Consider the following 13,595-nt stretch of genomic DNA (forward strand, 5'->3'; position numbering starts at 1 on the left):
CCTATTTCGGATCGTCGGGGTCCGTTTCTTCCTCGTCGTCGCGGGCCTTGATGACATAGGCGCCCTTCAGCCAGCGGTTGAGGTCGATGTCCTTGCAGCGCGTCGAGCAGAACGGAAAGGTGTCGCGCGCCGAGGGCTTGCCGCATTCGGGGCAGGGGCGCTTCGGGCGCAAGGGTGTGACCTTGGAGTCGGAATTCACAGCCGGGGTCCCGCCAGCCAGCCGCCATGCACCTTGAAGCCCTCGCCGCTCAACAGCGCCACGGTCTCATAGAGCGGCAGCCCGACGATATTGGTGTAGGAACCGACCAGCTTGACGACGAAGGCACCAGCGAGGCCCTGGACGGCGTAACCACCCGCTTTGCCGCGCCATTCGCCCGACGCGACATAGGCGTCGATCTCCTCGCGCGGCAGCCGCTTGAAGCGCACCCGCGTCTCGACCAGCCGCTGACGCAGCTTGCCGCCCGGGGTGATCAGGCAGATGCCGGAATAGACCCGGTGCGAACGGCCCGACAACAGCCCGAGGCAGTTGGCGGCGTCGTCGAGGGTTTCTGCCTTGGGCAGGATGCGCCGCCCGACGGCGACGACCGTATCCGCGGCCAGCACGAAGCCCGGCGCGTAGTCGGCTTCGGTTTTCAGCGACGCGAACGCCTTCTCGGCCTTTTCCTTCGACAGCCGCTTGGCCAGCGAGCGCGGATGCTCTGCACGCAGCGGCGTTTCGTCGACATCGGCCGGCAGCACGCGGTCCGGCTCGATGCCGGCCTGCTGCAAGAGCTCGATTCGGCGCGGCGAACCCGAGGCAAGCACCAGCTTCTGCAAAATGCTCATCGCGGACCAGTCGGGCTTTGCTTACTTGAAACGATAGGTGATGCGGCCCTTGGTCAGGTCGTATGGCGTCATCTCGACCAGAACCTTGTCGCCGGTCAGCACGCGGATGCGGTTCTTGCGCATGCGGCCGGCCGTATGGGCGATGATTTCGTGTTCGTTTTCGAGCTTTACCCGGAACATCGCGTTCGGCAACAATTCCGTCACGACACCCGGAAACTCGAGGACTTCTTCCTTCGGCATTCGATACCTTTGCTTGGATGGTAGTTCCAGCGCCCTGGCCGGAATTTCGGCGGAACCTATATGATAATCGTCCGCTTGTGAACACGCTTAATCGGCGGCCTCCGGAGGTGTGAATCGACGCCCGATCCGCGCTTTCAGGCGCTCGCGCACGTCCCGGTAGGCCGCCATGATCTGTTCGCGCGTGCCGGCGGCGTCGGTCGGGTCCGGCGTCGGCCAGTATTCGACCTCGACAGCGAGCGAGCGGGTGAGTTCAAGTGCGGCGTGGTGCGCTTCCGGCGCCAGCGTGACGATGAGGTCGAAATAATCGTCCTCGAGATCGTCCATGGTCCGTGGGTGACGCTCGCCCAACGACAGGCCTTCCTCGGCAAGCACCGCATCGACGAACGGATCGCGCTCGCCGGCGCGAACGCCGGCCGAAGCGACAAAGATGGCGGCGGGCAGCATGCGGCGCGCCAGCTGCTCTGCCATTGGCGAGCGCACGGCATTCATGCCGCACAGGAACAGGATCGAACGGGGCAGGGCGCCGGGTGCCAGGGCTAGCCCCGCCAGTGCAGTACGCAGACCAGCGTGAACAGCCGGCGCGCCGTATCGAAGTCTATGTCGATCTTGCCGGATAGCCGGTCCATCAGCGTCTGCGAACCTTCATTGTGCAGGCCGCGGCGGCCCATGTCGATCGCCTCGATGTGGCTCGGCGTCGAGGAACGGATGGCGTCGTAGTAGCTTTCGCAGATCATATAGTAATCCTTGACGATGCGCCTGAGCGGCGTCAGCGACAGGATATGAGTGACGACGGCGGTGCCATCCTCGCGCGCCACGGCAAACACCAGGCGCTGCTCGGCCAGCGACAGTTTCAGCCGGTAAGGGCCGTCGCCGCTGTCATTGACGGGCTGAAAACTGTTCTCCTCGATCAGGTCGAAGATCGCCACCGCGCGTTCATGCTCGACATCGGGTGTCGACCGGCCGATCGATTCATCGAGTTCGACATCGATCAGCCTGGCGCGGGTTTGATCGGGGCCAGACATCGCCGCCTACATGTTCAACCGTATGGCGACGGAGCGTCCATGCGCCTCAAGGCCTTCCGCCTTGGCGAGCGCAATCGCCGCCGGCGCCAAGATACGCAACTGCTCCGGTCCAAGCTTGAGGATCGACGTGCGCTTGACGAAATCGAGCACGGAAAGGCCCGACGAGAAACGCGCCGATCTGGCCGTCGGCAGCACATGATTGGAACCACCGACATAGTCGCCGATGGCTTCCGGCGTGTGGCGGCCGAGAAAGACGGCACCGGCATTGCGCATCCGCGCCAGGAAACCCTCGGCATCGTCGATGGCCAGTTCGACATGTTCGGCGGCGATGCGGTCGACCAGCGGCAGCGCGGATTCAATGGTTGGAACCAGGATCACGGCGCCAAAATCGCGCCAGCTCGCCGCAGCCGTTTCGGCCCGCGGCAGGCTCTGCAACTGGCGCTCGACCGCTTGTTCGACAGCGATGCCGAAGGCCGGATCGTCGGTGACCAGGATCGACTGCGCCGATGTGTCGTGCTCGGCCTGGGCGAGCAGGTCGGCAGCGATCCAGTCCGGATCATTGCTGCCGTCGGCCACGACGAGCACTTCCGAGGGACCGGCGATCATGTCGATGCCGACGGTGCCGAATACCTGGCGCTTGGCCGCCGCGACATAGGCATTGCCCGGGCCGACGATCTTGGCGACCGGCTTTATAGTCCGGGTGCCGTAGGCAAGGGCGGCGATCGCCTGCGCGCCGCCGACTCGGTAGATTTCCGACACGCCTGATATGTCGGCCGCCACCAGCACCAGCGGATTGATGATGCCGCCCGGCGCCGGTACGACCATGACGATGCGCTCGACGCCGGCCACCTTGGCCGGCACGGCGTTCATCAGCACCGAGCTTGGATAGCTCGCCGTGCCGCCCGGCACATAGAGCCCGACCGCCTCGACCGCCGTCCAGCGCCAGCCGAGCTCGACGCCGGCGGCATCCGTATAGCGGTCATCCTTTGGTCGCTGCCGCTCATGATGCGAGCGGATGCGGTCGCGCGCGAATTCCAGCGCCTCGATCGTCTTTGGATCGGCGGCCGTGTAGGCCTGGGCGATGTCGTCCTTCGAGACGGCGATGCCCAATCCAGTCAGATCGGCGCGATCGAATTTCTGTGAATAGTCGATCAGCGCCGCGTCGCCTTCGGCGCGCACGCGCGCGATGATGTCGCGCACCGCGGCATCAACGTCGGCGGACACTTCCCGCTTGGTCAACAGGAAGGCGGCGAAACGCTGCTCGAAATCGGCGTCGGACTGACGAAGCTTGATGGCCATCGGACGCTCAGGCCTTGTGGATGGGGCGCGAGGTGGCTTCCCACGCCCCGCCAATATCGGCAAGGCGCGCCTCGATGCATTCGACGTCGAGCATGATCGTGCCGCCGCCGGCAAAGATCAGCTCGACGATGCCCGCCGGCTTGCTGATCTCGATGAAGCTGATCGCCAGCAGCGACAGGACCTCATTGGGCTTGTCGCGGGCGATGCCGTTGGTCTTGGCGCCGAGCACCCGGTCGAAATGCAGCACCGCCTGCCGCCGCTCATTGTGCTGGCGAAACAGGCCGGATTTGGCCTCCCAGACGAAACGGTTCATGGTCAGCAGGAAACGCTTGGCCGCAGGCAGGAATTCGAGGTCGCTGACCTTCATCACGGCATCCTGGACATGGGCCGAAACGATGCTCAGATCCTGATCGTCGAGCGCGATAAGCTTAAGGGCAGTCATGCGGATTTCGCACCTGAAGGTTGATAACTGAACCTTCTGTTAGGCGGTCTTTCCCGTCCGCGCAACCGCACCGCGAGGCCTTGCGATTGGCCTATGCGGAAATCCGCTCGATCACCGCGCCGCAGTTGGATAGCTTTTCTTCCAGCCGCTCGAAGCCACGGTCGAGATGATAGACCCGGTTGACCGTGGTCTCGCCTTCCGCCGCCAGGCCGGCGATGACCAGCGAGACAGAGGCGCGAAGATCGGTCGCCATGACCGGCGCGCCCTTCAGTTTCGGCACGCCGTCGACGATCGCCGTCTGGCCCGAAAGGGTGATGTGAGCGCCGAGCCGCGCCAGTTCCTGCACATGCATGAAGCGGTTCTCGAAGATCGTCTCGGTGATCCGCGACTTGCCCTTGGCCATCGTCATCAGGCCCATGAACTGCGCCTGCAAATCGGTCGGGAAGGCCGGAAACGGCGCCGTCGTCACGTCGACCGGCGCAATGCCGGCGCCGTTGCGCCTCACACGAATGCCGGAATTGGTCGGCGTGATCTCCGCACCCGTCTGGGCGATCACGTCCAGTGCGGTCTGCAGCAGATCCGGACGCGCACCTTCGAGCACGACGTCGCCGCCGGTCATGGCGACGGCCATGGCATAGGTGCCGGTCTCGATGCGGTCGGGAATGACGCGTACGCGCGCACCGGAGAGCGATTCGACGCCGTCGATGGTGATTGTCGGCGTGCCGGCGCCGGAAATCTTCGCACCCATGGCATTGAGGCACTCGGCGAGGTTGACGATCTCGGGCTCGCAAGCCGCGTTTTCCAGCACCGTCTCGCCCTTGGCGAGCGCCGCGGCCATCATCAGCACATGGGTGGCGCCGACCGAGACCTTCGGGAAGATATAGCGGTTGCCGACAAGGCGGCCATTCCTTGTCTTGGCGATGACATAGCCGGTGTCGACGTCGATGTCGGCACCCAGCGCCTGCAGGCCCTCGAGGAACAGATCGACCGGCCGCGTGCCGATGGCGCAACCGCCCGGCAGCGACACTTTTGCTTCGCCCATGCGGGCCAGCAGCGGGCCGATCACCCAGAACGAGGCGCGCATCTTCGACACCAGCTCGTAGGGCGCTGTGGTGTCGACGATGTTGCGGGCGGAGAAGTTGATGGTGCGCGAATAGCCCTCATTCTGCTTCTCGCGGCGGCCATTGACCGAATAATCGACGCCGTGGTTGCCCAGGATGCGGATCAGTTGCTCGACATCGGCCAGATGCGGCACGTTTTCCAGCGTCAGCGTGTCGTCGGTCAAAAGCGAGGCGATCATCAAAGGCAACGCCGCGTTTTTCGCGCCCGAGATCGGAATGCTTCCGGAGAGCTGGTTGCCCCCGACAATTCTGATGCGATCCATGGAAGAAAGTCCCTCTCGGCCAAACAGGGCCGGTTCAATCGTTTGAGTAGCGGCCCGTCTAGACCATTGGCCGATCTGGTTCAAGAATTACGCTGGTTCAAGAAATGGGATTTCGCCCACCCCGGGCCAAGAGTGGCCGATTTGAGTTAATCTTTTTGTATTTCCTTCGATGCAGCGAGCCCGTCCGGCCGTTGATCTGCATCTCCGGTGCGCCGCGAGCGTGACTGCGCCTTGCGCTTCTGCAGATTGGCGCGCAATTGCTCTGCCAGCCGATCCTTGCGGATTGTTGCGCTGTTATTCGGTGGACCATCCTTTTTCACTGGAATTGCCTTGTCATCCATTGTCCCGCTCTGGCCCGTGAGCAGCCAGCCCGCCATTCAGGGATAGCCAACATTGTGGCGCCCCCATGTCATTAAAAGCTATCCGGCAAAGGCTTTCACAGAAGCGTTGCGCTTGGCCTTGCGCTTGCCGGTTCGATATGGCAGAAGCCCCGCCATCAGCGGCTGCGGTAGCTCAGTGGTAGAGCACTCCCTTGGTAAGGGAGAGGTCGAGAGTTCAATCCTCTCTCGCAGCACCAGTTTCCAACATCCTTGTTGCCGCACATTCGTCCTCTGCATTTGCAAGGGCGAGGCGGCTACACGGGAACGGCGCGGCCGTCGTGCTGGCGGACCTCATCAGCGGTGCATTGCTCCAGAAAATGGCTGCCACAGGCAACTCCAGCCGAAGCGCATTCCCGGCAAGACACGATTCGTTAACCAAGATGCTGTTCATCGACATGACGTATTGTGGCATGGATGCCCGTCTGCGTCGGTCAAGTCCATGCTTGTCAGGAAGAGGGCCGAAAGGCTCCTGATCTGGGCGGAACCTAAAACCGCCCGAAACAAAAGAACGTGCAAGGCATGAACGTGAGCGAAAACGTGCAAAACGCCCCCGGTGCTTCCCGTCTTTGGACACTGCCGGCCATCATGGCAGCGTTCTTATGTCTGTTCGTTACCGGCGCGTTCGCGGAGACGCGTGCTTTGAAGATTCAACATCTCCATACGGGCGAGAAGGCTGAAATCGTGTTCAAGCGCAATGGGCGCTATGATCCGGCGGGATTGAAGAAGATCAATTTGATGCTGCGCGACTGGCGTCGCAACGAACCGACGAAGATGGATCCGCGCCTGCTCGATCTTGTCTGGCAGGCCTATCGCGCCAGCGGCTCGACAGCCTATATTCACGTGGTCAGCGCCTATCGGTCGCCAGCGACGAACGCCATGCTGCGCAGCCGCTCGAAGGGCGTGGCTCGGGAAAGCCAACACATGGTTGGCCGCGCGATGGACTTCTTCCTGCCGGATGTGCCGCTGAAGAAGCTGCGCGACATCGGCCTCAAGATGCAGGGCGGCGGCGTAGGCTATTACCCGACCTCCGGCTCGCCTTTCATACATATGGATGTCGGCAATGTGCGGCATTGGCCTGGCATCAGCCGCCAGGAACTCGCAAGGGTATTCCCGAACGGCAATACGCTGCATGTGCCGAGCGACGGCAAACCGCTGCCCGGTTATGGGCAGGCGTTTGCCGCCTACAAGTCGCGCAAGGGCACCGGCGCGCCCAACATCGACCTGGCAAGTGCCGACGGCGGCCAACGCAGGCCGCGCGGCCTGCTGGCGACGCTTTTGGGCGGGCGCGGCGCGGACGAGACCGATGATGTCGCCGAAGCGGTGCCGGCGCCACGCAAGCCGGCCAAGTCCGTTGAACCCAGGCCCGCCGGCATCGCGATCGTGCCGCCGCAGGATGCCCAGCGCGCTGACATCCAGATGGCTTCCGTCGATCGGGTCGAAGATCGTCGATTGGGCCGGAAGGAAAGACGCCTGAAGCGATCGTCATGGCGATGGCGCCGGGCTCAGTGCCGCTGCCAGCCTTCGCCCCGCGCACCGGGCCAACGACCAGCATTCCGACCCCGCAAATCGCGCAACTTGCAACAGCCAACGCTTCCACGGCGCGGGCCGAACTGGCCAATCCAGCGGCAACCGATGCTGAAATTCCCTCGGGCAAGTCGGATGCCGGCCCCGCGAGCGGCGCGCCGGACCTTGTGGCGCTCAACATCCCGTTGCCGACATGGCGACCGGAAAGCTTGACAAGCCCGATGCGCCAGCCTGAAGCAGACAAAGCCGGCGATGCGGTCGCTGCCTTGCTGGCCTTGAACCACGCCGATGACGGCCACAATGGGTTGGCCGGCCAGCGGGTCTCGGTTGCCCAATCGAAGCCCGAAGATCGCGTCAGGACCAGCCCGAAGGCCGACCGTGTCCAGCCAAATCTCGATCCCGAAGCCACCGCGGTCATCGTGCCGGCAGCGTTGTCCGGCCGGCTGATTGAGACGGGTCGTGGCATCGCCGGCGGAGCTAGCCCTGCGGCGGCGTCCGTCATTGCCGCCAATCTCATCCGCACAGCGCCGGAGCACATCTATCTCGATGGATTCCAGCCGCGAGGACAGACCTCCGATCACCGACGCTTCACCGGTTCAGCGGTCAAGTTCCTGCCCATCGCCAGCTTCAGATAGACGCAAGCCCTCGTTCGAGCCGACGTGGATGTGTTGCACGACTGGCTTGGCTGTCATGGGATTGCAAGTCATGCCGAACTCTCGATGGTTCTGTAAGAAAAGTTCCAAATTTGACAAACATGTGCGAAATTGTAAGATAATTGTCTTTCCGTCGACGATAGGCGATGACAATGTCGATCCGCGAAGAACTGGCCAATACGACCGTGGCGTTCACCTCCGCGGAAGAGAAGATCGTCCAGGTCCTGCTCGCCGATTATCCGATGTCGGGGCTGGGCACCGCGACCCGGCTGGCACGGCGCGCCGGCGTCAGCGACCCGAGCGTGACGCGGCTGATGACCAAGCTTGGCTATGTCGGCTTTGCCGACTTCCAGGCACGCCTGCTCACCGAAGTCGAATCCAGGCTGCATTCGCCGCTTTTGATGATGGAGGCCAAGCGTCCGGGCGGCTCCAGCGAAGGCACCGCACTTACCTATTTCCATTCGGTTTCAGACAGCCTGGAGCGCACCCGCACGGCAGTGCCGGTGCAGGCCTACACGCGCGCCGTCAACATGCTGCTGGAGAGCAAGGGCCAGGTCGTGCTGCTGGGCGGCCGGTTCAGCCGGCATATCGCCTCCATGCTGGCCGGCTACCTCCTGCAGTTCCGCTCCGGCGTGCGCGACATCGGTTCGTTGAGCCCCGCCGATTTCGACCTGTTGATCGACCTTGGCAAGCGCGACCTCCTCGTCGTGTTCGACTACCGGCGTTACCAGTCGGACGTGGTGAGCTTTGCCCAGCAGGCCAAGGAGCGCGGCGTCTCCATCCTGCTGTTCACCGATGTCTGGCTGTCGCCGATATCTGACATAGCGGACCTGACCATGGTCGCCGCGATCGACGCCAACTCGCCGTTCGACACGCTGGCGACGGCCGTTGCCCAGATGGAAACCGTGTTTGCCCACGCGCTGGAGAGCCACGGCGCCGGGGTGCGCAAGCGCATCGAGGACATCGAAAGGATCCGCAGCGCCAATGCGGTCACGCTCGATACCGCCCTGTCGTCATCGGCCGACGACGCCGCCAAATCCAAAACCACAAGGAAATAGTGTCGTTGCGCCCAGTGCAGCGATTGCAAAGCGCCGCGACGCAGAGAAGGAAGCGACAATGCCCGACAACCAGACCATCATCGATGCCGTGCAGGCTGAGATCGAGACCGATCGCGACTGGTTGATCGGCCTGACCCGCGACATGGTTCGCATCCCTTCGGTCAACCCCAAATTCGAGCCCAACCCGGCGATCAACCGCGAGGCGGATGTCCAGGCGCTGCTCGAACCGATCCTCAGGCAGGACGGGTTCAAGACCGAGCAATGGGATGCCTTGCCCGGCCGGCCCAATCTGGTCGGCGAATGGGCGGGAGACGAGGACCGCAGCCTGATCCTGTGCGGCCACATCGACGTCGTGCCGGTCGGCGCGATGAAGGACTGGTCGGTGGATCCGTTCGGCGGCGAGATCACCAATGGCCGCCTTTATGGCCGCGGCGCCGTCGACATGAAGGGCGGCGTCGCCGCTTGCGTCGCCGCAGCACATGCGATCCGCAAGGCGGGCATCACGCTGCAGGGCCGGCTGGCCATCCATTCCGTCGTCGACGAGGAAGCCGGCGGCTTCGGCGCCATGGACGCGGTGAAGAAGGGCAAGCTCGCCAAGGCGGTGCTGGTCGCCGAACCGACCTGGGGCGATGTCCTGCCCGTCGAAGGCGGGCTCGAATGGGCGCGGGTGACGATCCGCGGCCGCAACGCCCATTCGGCGCTGCGCTACAACGAGATTTATCCGCAGCGCCACGACAAGGACCGGCTCGAGCCGGGCGTCAACGCCATCGAGATCGCCGCTCGCTTCATCGCCGCCGTGCGCCAGTATGAACTGGACCGGACGCGGGCGAAATCGCATCCATTGCTGCCGCTCGGTATGAACACGATCAACATCGGCGTCATGCATGGCGGCACCGGCCTTGGCGAACACGGCCTGCCGACCGTCATGACCAACCCGGCCATCATTCCCGACGTCGCGGTGCTCGATCTCGACATGAAATTCCTGCCCGATGAGAACTCGGCCGACTACCGCCGCGATTTCGAGACGTTCGTCCACCATTTCGCCCAGACCGATGCGTGGCTGCGCGACAACCCGCCTGCGATCCAATGGGAGCTCGGCGGGCTGTATTTCCCGCCGATGAACACCCCGGTCGATCATCCGCTGGTGACCTCGCTGATGAAGCGCAAGGCCATGGTCGGCAAGGCGCCGCAGGCGCGCGGCTTCGTCGCTGTGTGCGATGCCGCGCACTATGCCGGCGCCGGCGTCGACGGTGTCATCTTCGGCCCGTCGGGCGACGGTTTTCACGGTTCCGACGAATATGTCGAGGTCGAATCGGTGGTCGAGACCGCCAAGGTGATCGCTGCTTCGGTCATCGACTGGTGCGGCATCCGCTGAGGCGGAGCTGCTATTCCGAAACGGTCAGGCCGGGCGTTTCAGGCGTCCGGCGACGGCGCCCCATGAAGCCTTGATCATGCCGACCAGGCCGCTCGGGTAGGCCAGCATCACGCCGATGATCAGCACCGCCGTGATCATCGGCCGCCACGCACCGAAATCGGCCATCCATTCGGCGAAGATCGTCAGCACGAAGGAGGCGATGATGGCGCCGTAAATGGTGCTGGTGCCGCCGAGCAGCACCATCGACAGGATGATGGTCGCCAGGCTCATGCCGAAGACGTCGATCGAGGCATTGCGCTGGTAGGCGGCGTAGAAGGCGCCGGCGATGCCGGTGAAGAAGGCGCTCGCGGCAAGCGTCAGCATGCGCTGGCGGACGATCGAGACGCCGCGGCTGACGGCGTATTCCTCATTGTCGCGCAAGGCGACGATACTGGCCCCGGCGCGTGAGCGCACGAACACGCGCAGGAACAGCGTGCTCGCCACCAGCAGCGCCAGCGCGATGTAGAAATAGGCTGACTTGCCGTCACGGACCATATTGTGGTCGAACACGTAAAGTCCGGGAATGCGCACCAGCCCTTGCGTGCCACCGGTGATGGCGGACTGGCTGATGATCACCTGCATGACCAACTGCGCGAAGCCGAAAGTGACCAGGATGATGTAGATGCCCTTCAGCCGCAGGATCGGGATGGTCACCAGGATCGCCGCCAGGGTTGCGATGACACCGCTGGCAAACAGCGCGATCCACGGGTCGAATTCGGCCAGCTTGGTCAGCAGGCTGTAGGCATAGACGCCGATGCCGAACAGCGCCAGATGGCCGAAATTGAAAACGCCGCCATAGCCGAGGCTAAGATCCCAGTTCGAGGCGACGATCGCATAGATGAAGGCCATGATCAGGATGTGGCGGGCATAGGTGTCGCCGAAGATCAGCGGCAGCAATGCCAGCAAGGCGAAGCCGATCACGAAGCCGATGGCCTCCTGCTTCCACGGCGTGCGGCCGGGAGCGATCGGGGTTGCCGCCTCTGCATGGCCAAGGGTGATCGGCGATGTCGTGTTGGTCATGCTAGGCCTCGGGAGCGGCTGGCGAAGATGCCCTCGGGGCGTACCATCAGGGTCAGGATGAGCACGCCAAACAGCAGCGCGGGTGTCCAGTATAAGCCGAAATAATAGCTGCAGGCGGCCTCGAAGAAGCCGATCAGATAGGCGGCGAAGATCGGACCCGATATGCTCGATATGCCGCCGAAAACGACGACGATCAGCGCCTTGAGCAGCGGGTCGCTGCCCATCACCGGCGACATGAAACGGTAGCCGCCCATGAAGATGCCGGCGAGCCCGGCCAGCGAAGCGGCGATGGCGAAGGCCAGCCCATAGAGCGCGGTGACGTTCAGCCCGACAAGATGGCTGGCATCTTCGTTCTGCGCCACGGCGCGCAGCGCCAGTCCCAGCCGCGTGCGGTTGAGGAACACCCAAAGTGCGGCCAGGATCAGCGGCGTGATGACGATGATGGCGATCTGGTGCAGGGAAACGCCGACGCCGCCGATGGTGGCGTTGCCGGCGATCAGGGCAGGGATCTGCTTCGAGCGCGGTCCCCAGATGGTCAAGGCGCCGTTCTCGATCAGCGATCCGGCCGCCAGCGTGGTGATGACGACGACCAGCACGATGTTGGGCCGGCCGATCAGCGGCCGCACGACGCTCGCCTGCAGGATCCAGCCGACGCCGGCCATGACGACGACGGCGATCGGAAAGGCGACCGCCGCTGGCAGGCCGAGTTCGACCAGTTGCCAGGCGATGTAGGCGCCCAGCATCATGAACACGCCATGGCTGAAATTGAACACGCCGATCGTTGTCCACACCAGAGCCAGCCCGACCGCCATCATGGCGTAGAGCGAGCCCTGGAACAGGCCGCCGAACAGGATTTCCGCCAATGCGCTCATCTTCGGATTTTCCTAATGGCCAAAATACATCGACATGATCTCGCCGTGGTCGAGGCTTTCGCCCGGCTTGATCTCGGTCGCCACGGCGCCATGGTTGACGAGGTAGAGTTGCTGCGTCAGCTCCAGCAGGAATTCGATGTCCTGCTCGACGACGATGAGCGGCACGCCGCCGCGCGAAATGTCCATGACGGAGGCGCAGAGCTCGTCCTTGATCTTGGGCGCCAGTCCAAGCGTCGGCTCGTCGAGGATCAGCAGGCGCGGATGGCTCATCAGCGCGGTGCCGATCGACACCATCTGGCGCTCGCCGCCCGACAGCGTGCGCACGCGCTGGCGCCAGCGTTCCGCCAGTTTCGGGAACAGCTTGATCACCTTCTCGCGGTTCTCGGCCTCATGTGGCCGGGCACGCGGCGAATAGGCGCCAAGCGCCATGCAGTCGGCGATCGAGAGATCGGGAAACAGCCGGTTGCCTTGCGGCACATGGATCAGGCCGGCGCCGACGATGGCGCGTGCACTGCGGCCGGCAATGTCTTGCCCGTCGAACAGGATGCGGCCGCTCTTCGGCTGCAGCAGCCCGGAGACTGCGCGCAGCAGCGTCGTCTTGCCATGGCCGTTGGGGCCGAACAGGCCGACATTGCCGAAACGGCCGGCCTCCAGCGAGATATCGTGCAGCACGGTGACGCGGCCATAGCCGGCGGTGACGCCTTCGACGCTGAGAATGGGGTTCACGCCGCCGACCTCCTCGTGCCGAGATAGGCTTCGATGACGCGCGGATCGGCGATTACGCCTGCCGGATCGCCGGCGGCCAGGACACGGCCATTGTTGAGCACCAGCAGATGCTGCGAAAGGCTCATCAGGAAGGTCAGCACGTGCTCGATCAGAAGGATGGTGATGCCGCGGTCGGCGGTGCGGCGGATCAGGCCGATCGACGTCTCGATCTCGGGCTTGGTCAGGCTCGATGCCGGCTCGTCGAGCAAGAGCATGCGCGGCTGCATGGCAATCGCGGTGGCAAGCATCAGGCATTTGCGCTCGAACACGGATAATTCGCCGGCAAGCCGGCCGAACGACTGAGATCCCAGACCGACGAACTCCAGCGCCTCGGCGGCGGCATTGCGGCCCGTGGCCGCTGTCTTTTCCTGCTTGCCGTAACTGGCGCCGATCAGCGCGTTCTCGAACACGGTCAGCCCGTCGAAGCTGGTCTCGCGCTGAAACGTGCGGGCGAGGCCGAGGCGCGCGATGGCGTGTCCCGATTTGCCGTTTATGGCAATGCCGTCAAAGCGGATCTGGCCCCGGTCGGGGCCGAACGGTATGCCGGTGATGATGTTGAACAGCGTGCTCTTGCCGCTGCCGTTCGGGCCGGCGATGCCGAAGATCTCGCCGGCCTCGACCTTGAACGACACGCCGTCGACGGCCTTCAGCGAACCGAAGGCCTTCGACACGTCGTCCAGTTCAAGCAGGGCCATTC

15 protein-coding genes, 1 tRNA gene and 1 pseudogene are annotated in these 13,595 nt (G+C 63.9%); 4 read left to right on the top strand and 13 right to left on the bottom strand.

Annotated elements, in window-relative coordinates; translation table 11 throughout:
* Position 1: 1 nt before the first annotated feature.
* The 9 genes from yacG to NKJ11_RS27500 all read right to left on the bottom strand — a co-directional run bounded on the left by yacG (position 2) and on the right by NKJ11_RS27500 (position 5,553).
* Entirely contained in the window at positions 2–199 is a 198-nt protein-coding gene (gene yacG / locus NKJ11_RS27460) for a DNA gyrase inhibitor YacG (protein WP_128302680.1), read from the bottom strand.
* Positions 196–825, bottom strand: a complete 630-nt coding sequence (locus tag NKJ11_RS27465) for a Maf-like protein (protein ID WP_128302679.1) — start codon at positions 823–825, stop codon at positions 196–198. Before NKJ11_RS27465 ends, yacG begins: the two co-directional genes overlap by 4 nt.
* Before the next feature lie 21 nt (positions 826–846).
* Positions 847–1,065 carry a translation initiation factor IF-1 gene (infA, locus tag NKJ11_RS27470; RefSeq protein WP_006200926.1) on the bottom strand — a complete coding sequence of 73 codons (219 nt, stop codon included), beginning with the start codon at positions 1,063–1,065 and terminating at the stop codon, positions 847–849.
* Positions 1,066–1,152: 87 nt separating this feature from the next.
* Positions 1,153–1,614: an arsenate-mycothiol transferase ArsC gene (locus tag NKJ11_RS27475; protein WP_081734750.1), complete on the bottom strand. Its 462-nt coding sequence runs from the start codon at positions 1,612–1,614 to the stop codon at positions 1,153–1,155.
* Positions 1,602–2,087 (bottom strand): UPF0262 family protein, encoded by a 486-nt coding sequence (locus tag NKJ11_RS27480; RefSeq protein ID WP_013530198.1) that lies wholly within the window; start codon positions 2,085–2,087, stop codon positions 1,602–1,604. The genes NKJ11_RS27475 and NKJ11_RS27480 overlap by 13 nt, the downstream gene beginning before the upstream one ends.
* Before the next feature lie 6 nt (positions 2,088–2,093).
* Complete coding sequence (gene hisD / locus NKJ11_RS27485) at positions 2,094–3,386, bottom strand: histidinol dehydrogenase (protein ID WP_128302678.1); 1,293 nt, start codon at positions 3,384–3,386, stop codon at positions 2,094–2,096.
* A gap of 7 nt (positions 3,387–3,393) precedes the next feature.
* Positions 3,394–3,828 carry a DUF2948 family protein gene (locus tag NKJ11_RS27490; RefSeq protein ID WP_023809258.1) on the bottom strand — a complete coding sequence of 145 codons (435 nt, stop codon included), beginning with the start codon at positions 3,826–3,828 and terminating at the stop codon, positions 3,394–3,396.
* A gap of 91 nt (positions 3,829–3,919) precedes the next feature.
* The gene (murA, locus tag NKJ11_RS27495) at positions 3,920–5,212 is read right to left on the bottom strand and encodes a UDP-N-acetylglucosamine 1-carboxyvinyltransferase (RefSeq protein ID WP_023809257.1); all 1,293 of its coding nucleotides are present in this window, start codon (positions 5,210–5,212) and stop codon (positions 3,920–3,922) included.
* Between the two features lie 146 nt (positions 5,213–5,358).
* Entirely contained in the window at positions 5,359–5,553 is a 195-nt protein-coding gene (locus NKJ11_RS27500) for a hypothetical protein (RefSeq protein WP_023809256.1), read from the bottom strand.
* Positions 5,554–5,714: 161 nt separating this feature from the next.
* On the opposite strand from NKJ11_RS27500, the gene NKJ11_RS27505 reads away from it, so the two are divergent.
* From NKJ11_RS27505 to NKJ11_RS27525, 4 genes and pseudogenes are all read left to right on the top strand, one after another.
* Positions 5,715–5,789, top strand: a tRNA-Thr gene (locus tag NKJ11_RS27505).
* A 322-nt stretch (positions 5,790–6,111) separates the two neighbouring features.
* Positions 6,112–7,751 (top strand): annotated as a pseudogene (locus tag NKJ11_RS27510) (peptidoglycan L,D-endopeptidase MepK).
* 170 nt (positions 7,752–7,921) lie between these two features.
* On the top strand, positions 7,922–8,827 hold the full coding sequence (locus tag NKJ11_RS27520; RefSeq protein ID WP_128302676.1) for a MurR/RpiR family transcriptional regulator: 906 nt from the start codon (positions 7,922–7,924) through the stop codon (positions 8,825–8,827).
* A gap of 58 nt (positions 8,828–8,885) precedes the next feature.
* The gene (locus NKJ11_RS27525; RefSeq protein WP_352441067.1) at positions 8,886–10,202 is read left to right on the top strand and encodes a M20 family metallopeptidase; all 1,317 of its coding nucleotides are present in this window, start codon (positions 8,886–8,888) and stop codon (positions 10,200–10,202) included.
* A 24-nt stretch (positions 10,203–10,226) separates the two neighbouring features.
* Here the strand turns inward: NKJ11_RS27525 and NKJ11_RS27530 are convergent, their stop codons facing one another.
* Genes NKJ11_RS27530 through NKJ11_RS27545 form a run of 4 tightly spaced genes read right to left on the bottom strand, consistent with a single transcriptional unit; the run spans position 10,227 to position 13,593 of the window.
* Positions 10,227–11,261 carry a branched-chain amino acid ABC transporter permease gene (locus tag NKJ11_RS27530; RefSeq protein WP_352794739.1) on the bottom strand — a complete coding sequence of 345 codons (1,035 nt, stop codon included), beginning with the start codon at positions 11,259–11,261 and terminating at the stop codon, positions 10,227–10,229.
* On the bottom strand, positions 11,258–12,133 hold the full coding sequence (locus NKJ11_RS27535; RefSeq protein ID WP_127296621.1) for a branched-chain amino acid ABC transporter permease: 876 nt from the start codon (positions 12,131–12,133) through the stop codon (positions 11,258–11,260). The genes NKJ11_RS27530 and NKJ11_RS27535 overlap by 4 nt, the downstream gene beginning before the upstream one ends.
* A gap of 12 nt (positions 12,134–12,145) precedes the next feature.
* Complete coding sequence (locus tag NKJ11_RS27540) at positions 12,146–12,859, bottom strand: ABC transporter ATP-binding protein (protein WP_127269236.1); 714 nt, start codon at positions 12,857–12,859, stop codon at positions 12,146–12,148.
* Complete coding sequence (locus NKJ11_RS27545) at positions 12,856–13,593, bottom strand: ABC transporter ATP-binding protein (RefSeq protein ID WP_128302672.1); 738 nt, start codon at positions 13,591–13,593, stop codon at positions 12,856–12,858. The genes NKJ11_RS27540 and NKJ11_RS27545 overlap by 4 nt, the downstream gene beginning before the upstream one ends.
* Positions 13,594–13,595 lie beyond the last annotated feature (2 nt).

Origin of the sequence: Mesorhizobium sp. M0243 (assembly GCF_040321775.1) — a bacterium.
Lineage (GTDB): Bacteria > Pseudomonadota > Alphaproteobacteria > Rhizobiales > Rhizobiaceae > Mesorhizobium.

Bases quoted from the DNA above. Each gene is read 5' to 3' on its own strand.
- NKJ11_RS27465 (WP_128302679.1), bottom strand. From the start codon at position 825: ATGAGCATTTTGCAGAAGCTGGTGCTTGCCTCGGGTTCGCCGCGCCGA.
- infA (WP_006200926.1), bottom strand. From the start codon at position 1,065: ATGCCGAAGGAAGAAGTCCTCGAGTTTCCGGGTGTCGTGACGGAATTG.
- NKJ11_RS27480 (WP_013530198.1), bottom strand. From the start codon at position 2,087: ATGTCTGGCCCCGATCAAACCCGCGCCAGGCTGATCGATGTCGAACTC.
- hisD (WP_128302678.1), bottom strand. From the start codon at position 3,386: ATGGCCATCAAGCTTCGTCAGTCCGACGCCGATTTCGAGCAGCGTTTC.
- NKJ11_RS27490 (WP_023809258.1), bottom strand. From the start codon at position 3,828: ATGACTGCCCTTAAGCTTATCGCGCTCGACGATCAGGATCTGAGCATC.
- murA (WP_023809257.1), bottom strand. From the start codon at position 5,212: ATGGATCGCATCAGAATTGTCGGGGGCAACCAGCTCTCCGGAAGCATT.
- NKJ11_RS27500 (WP_023809256.1), bottom strand. From the start codon at position 5,553: ATGGATGACAAGGCAATTCCAGTGAAAAAGGATGGTCCACCGAATAAC.
- NKJ11_RS27520 (WP_128302676.1), top strand. From the start codon at position 7,922: ATGTCGATCCGCGAAGAACTGGCCAATACGACCGTGGCGTTCACCTCC.
- NKJ11_RS27525 (WP_352441067.1), top strand. From the start codon at position 8,886: ATGCCCGACAACCAGACCATCATCGATGCCGTGCAGGCTGAGATCGAG.
- NKJ11_RS27530 (WP_352794739.1), bottom strand. From the start codon at position 11,261: ATGACCAACACGACATCGCCGATCACCCTTGGCCATGCAGAGGCGGCA.
- NKJ11_RS27535 (WP_127296621.1), bottom strand. From the start codon at position 12,133: ATGAGCGCATTGGCGGAAATCCTGTTCGGCGGCCTGTTCCAGGGCTCG.
- NKJ11_RS27545 (WP_128302672.1), bottom strand. From the start codon at position 13,593: ATGGCCCTGCTTGAACTGGACGACGTGTCGAAGGCCTTCGGTTCGCTG.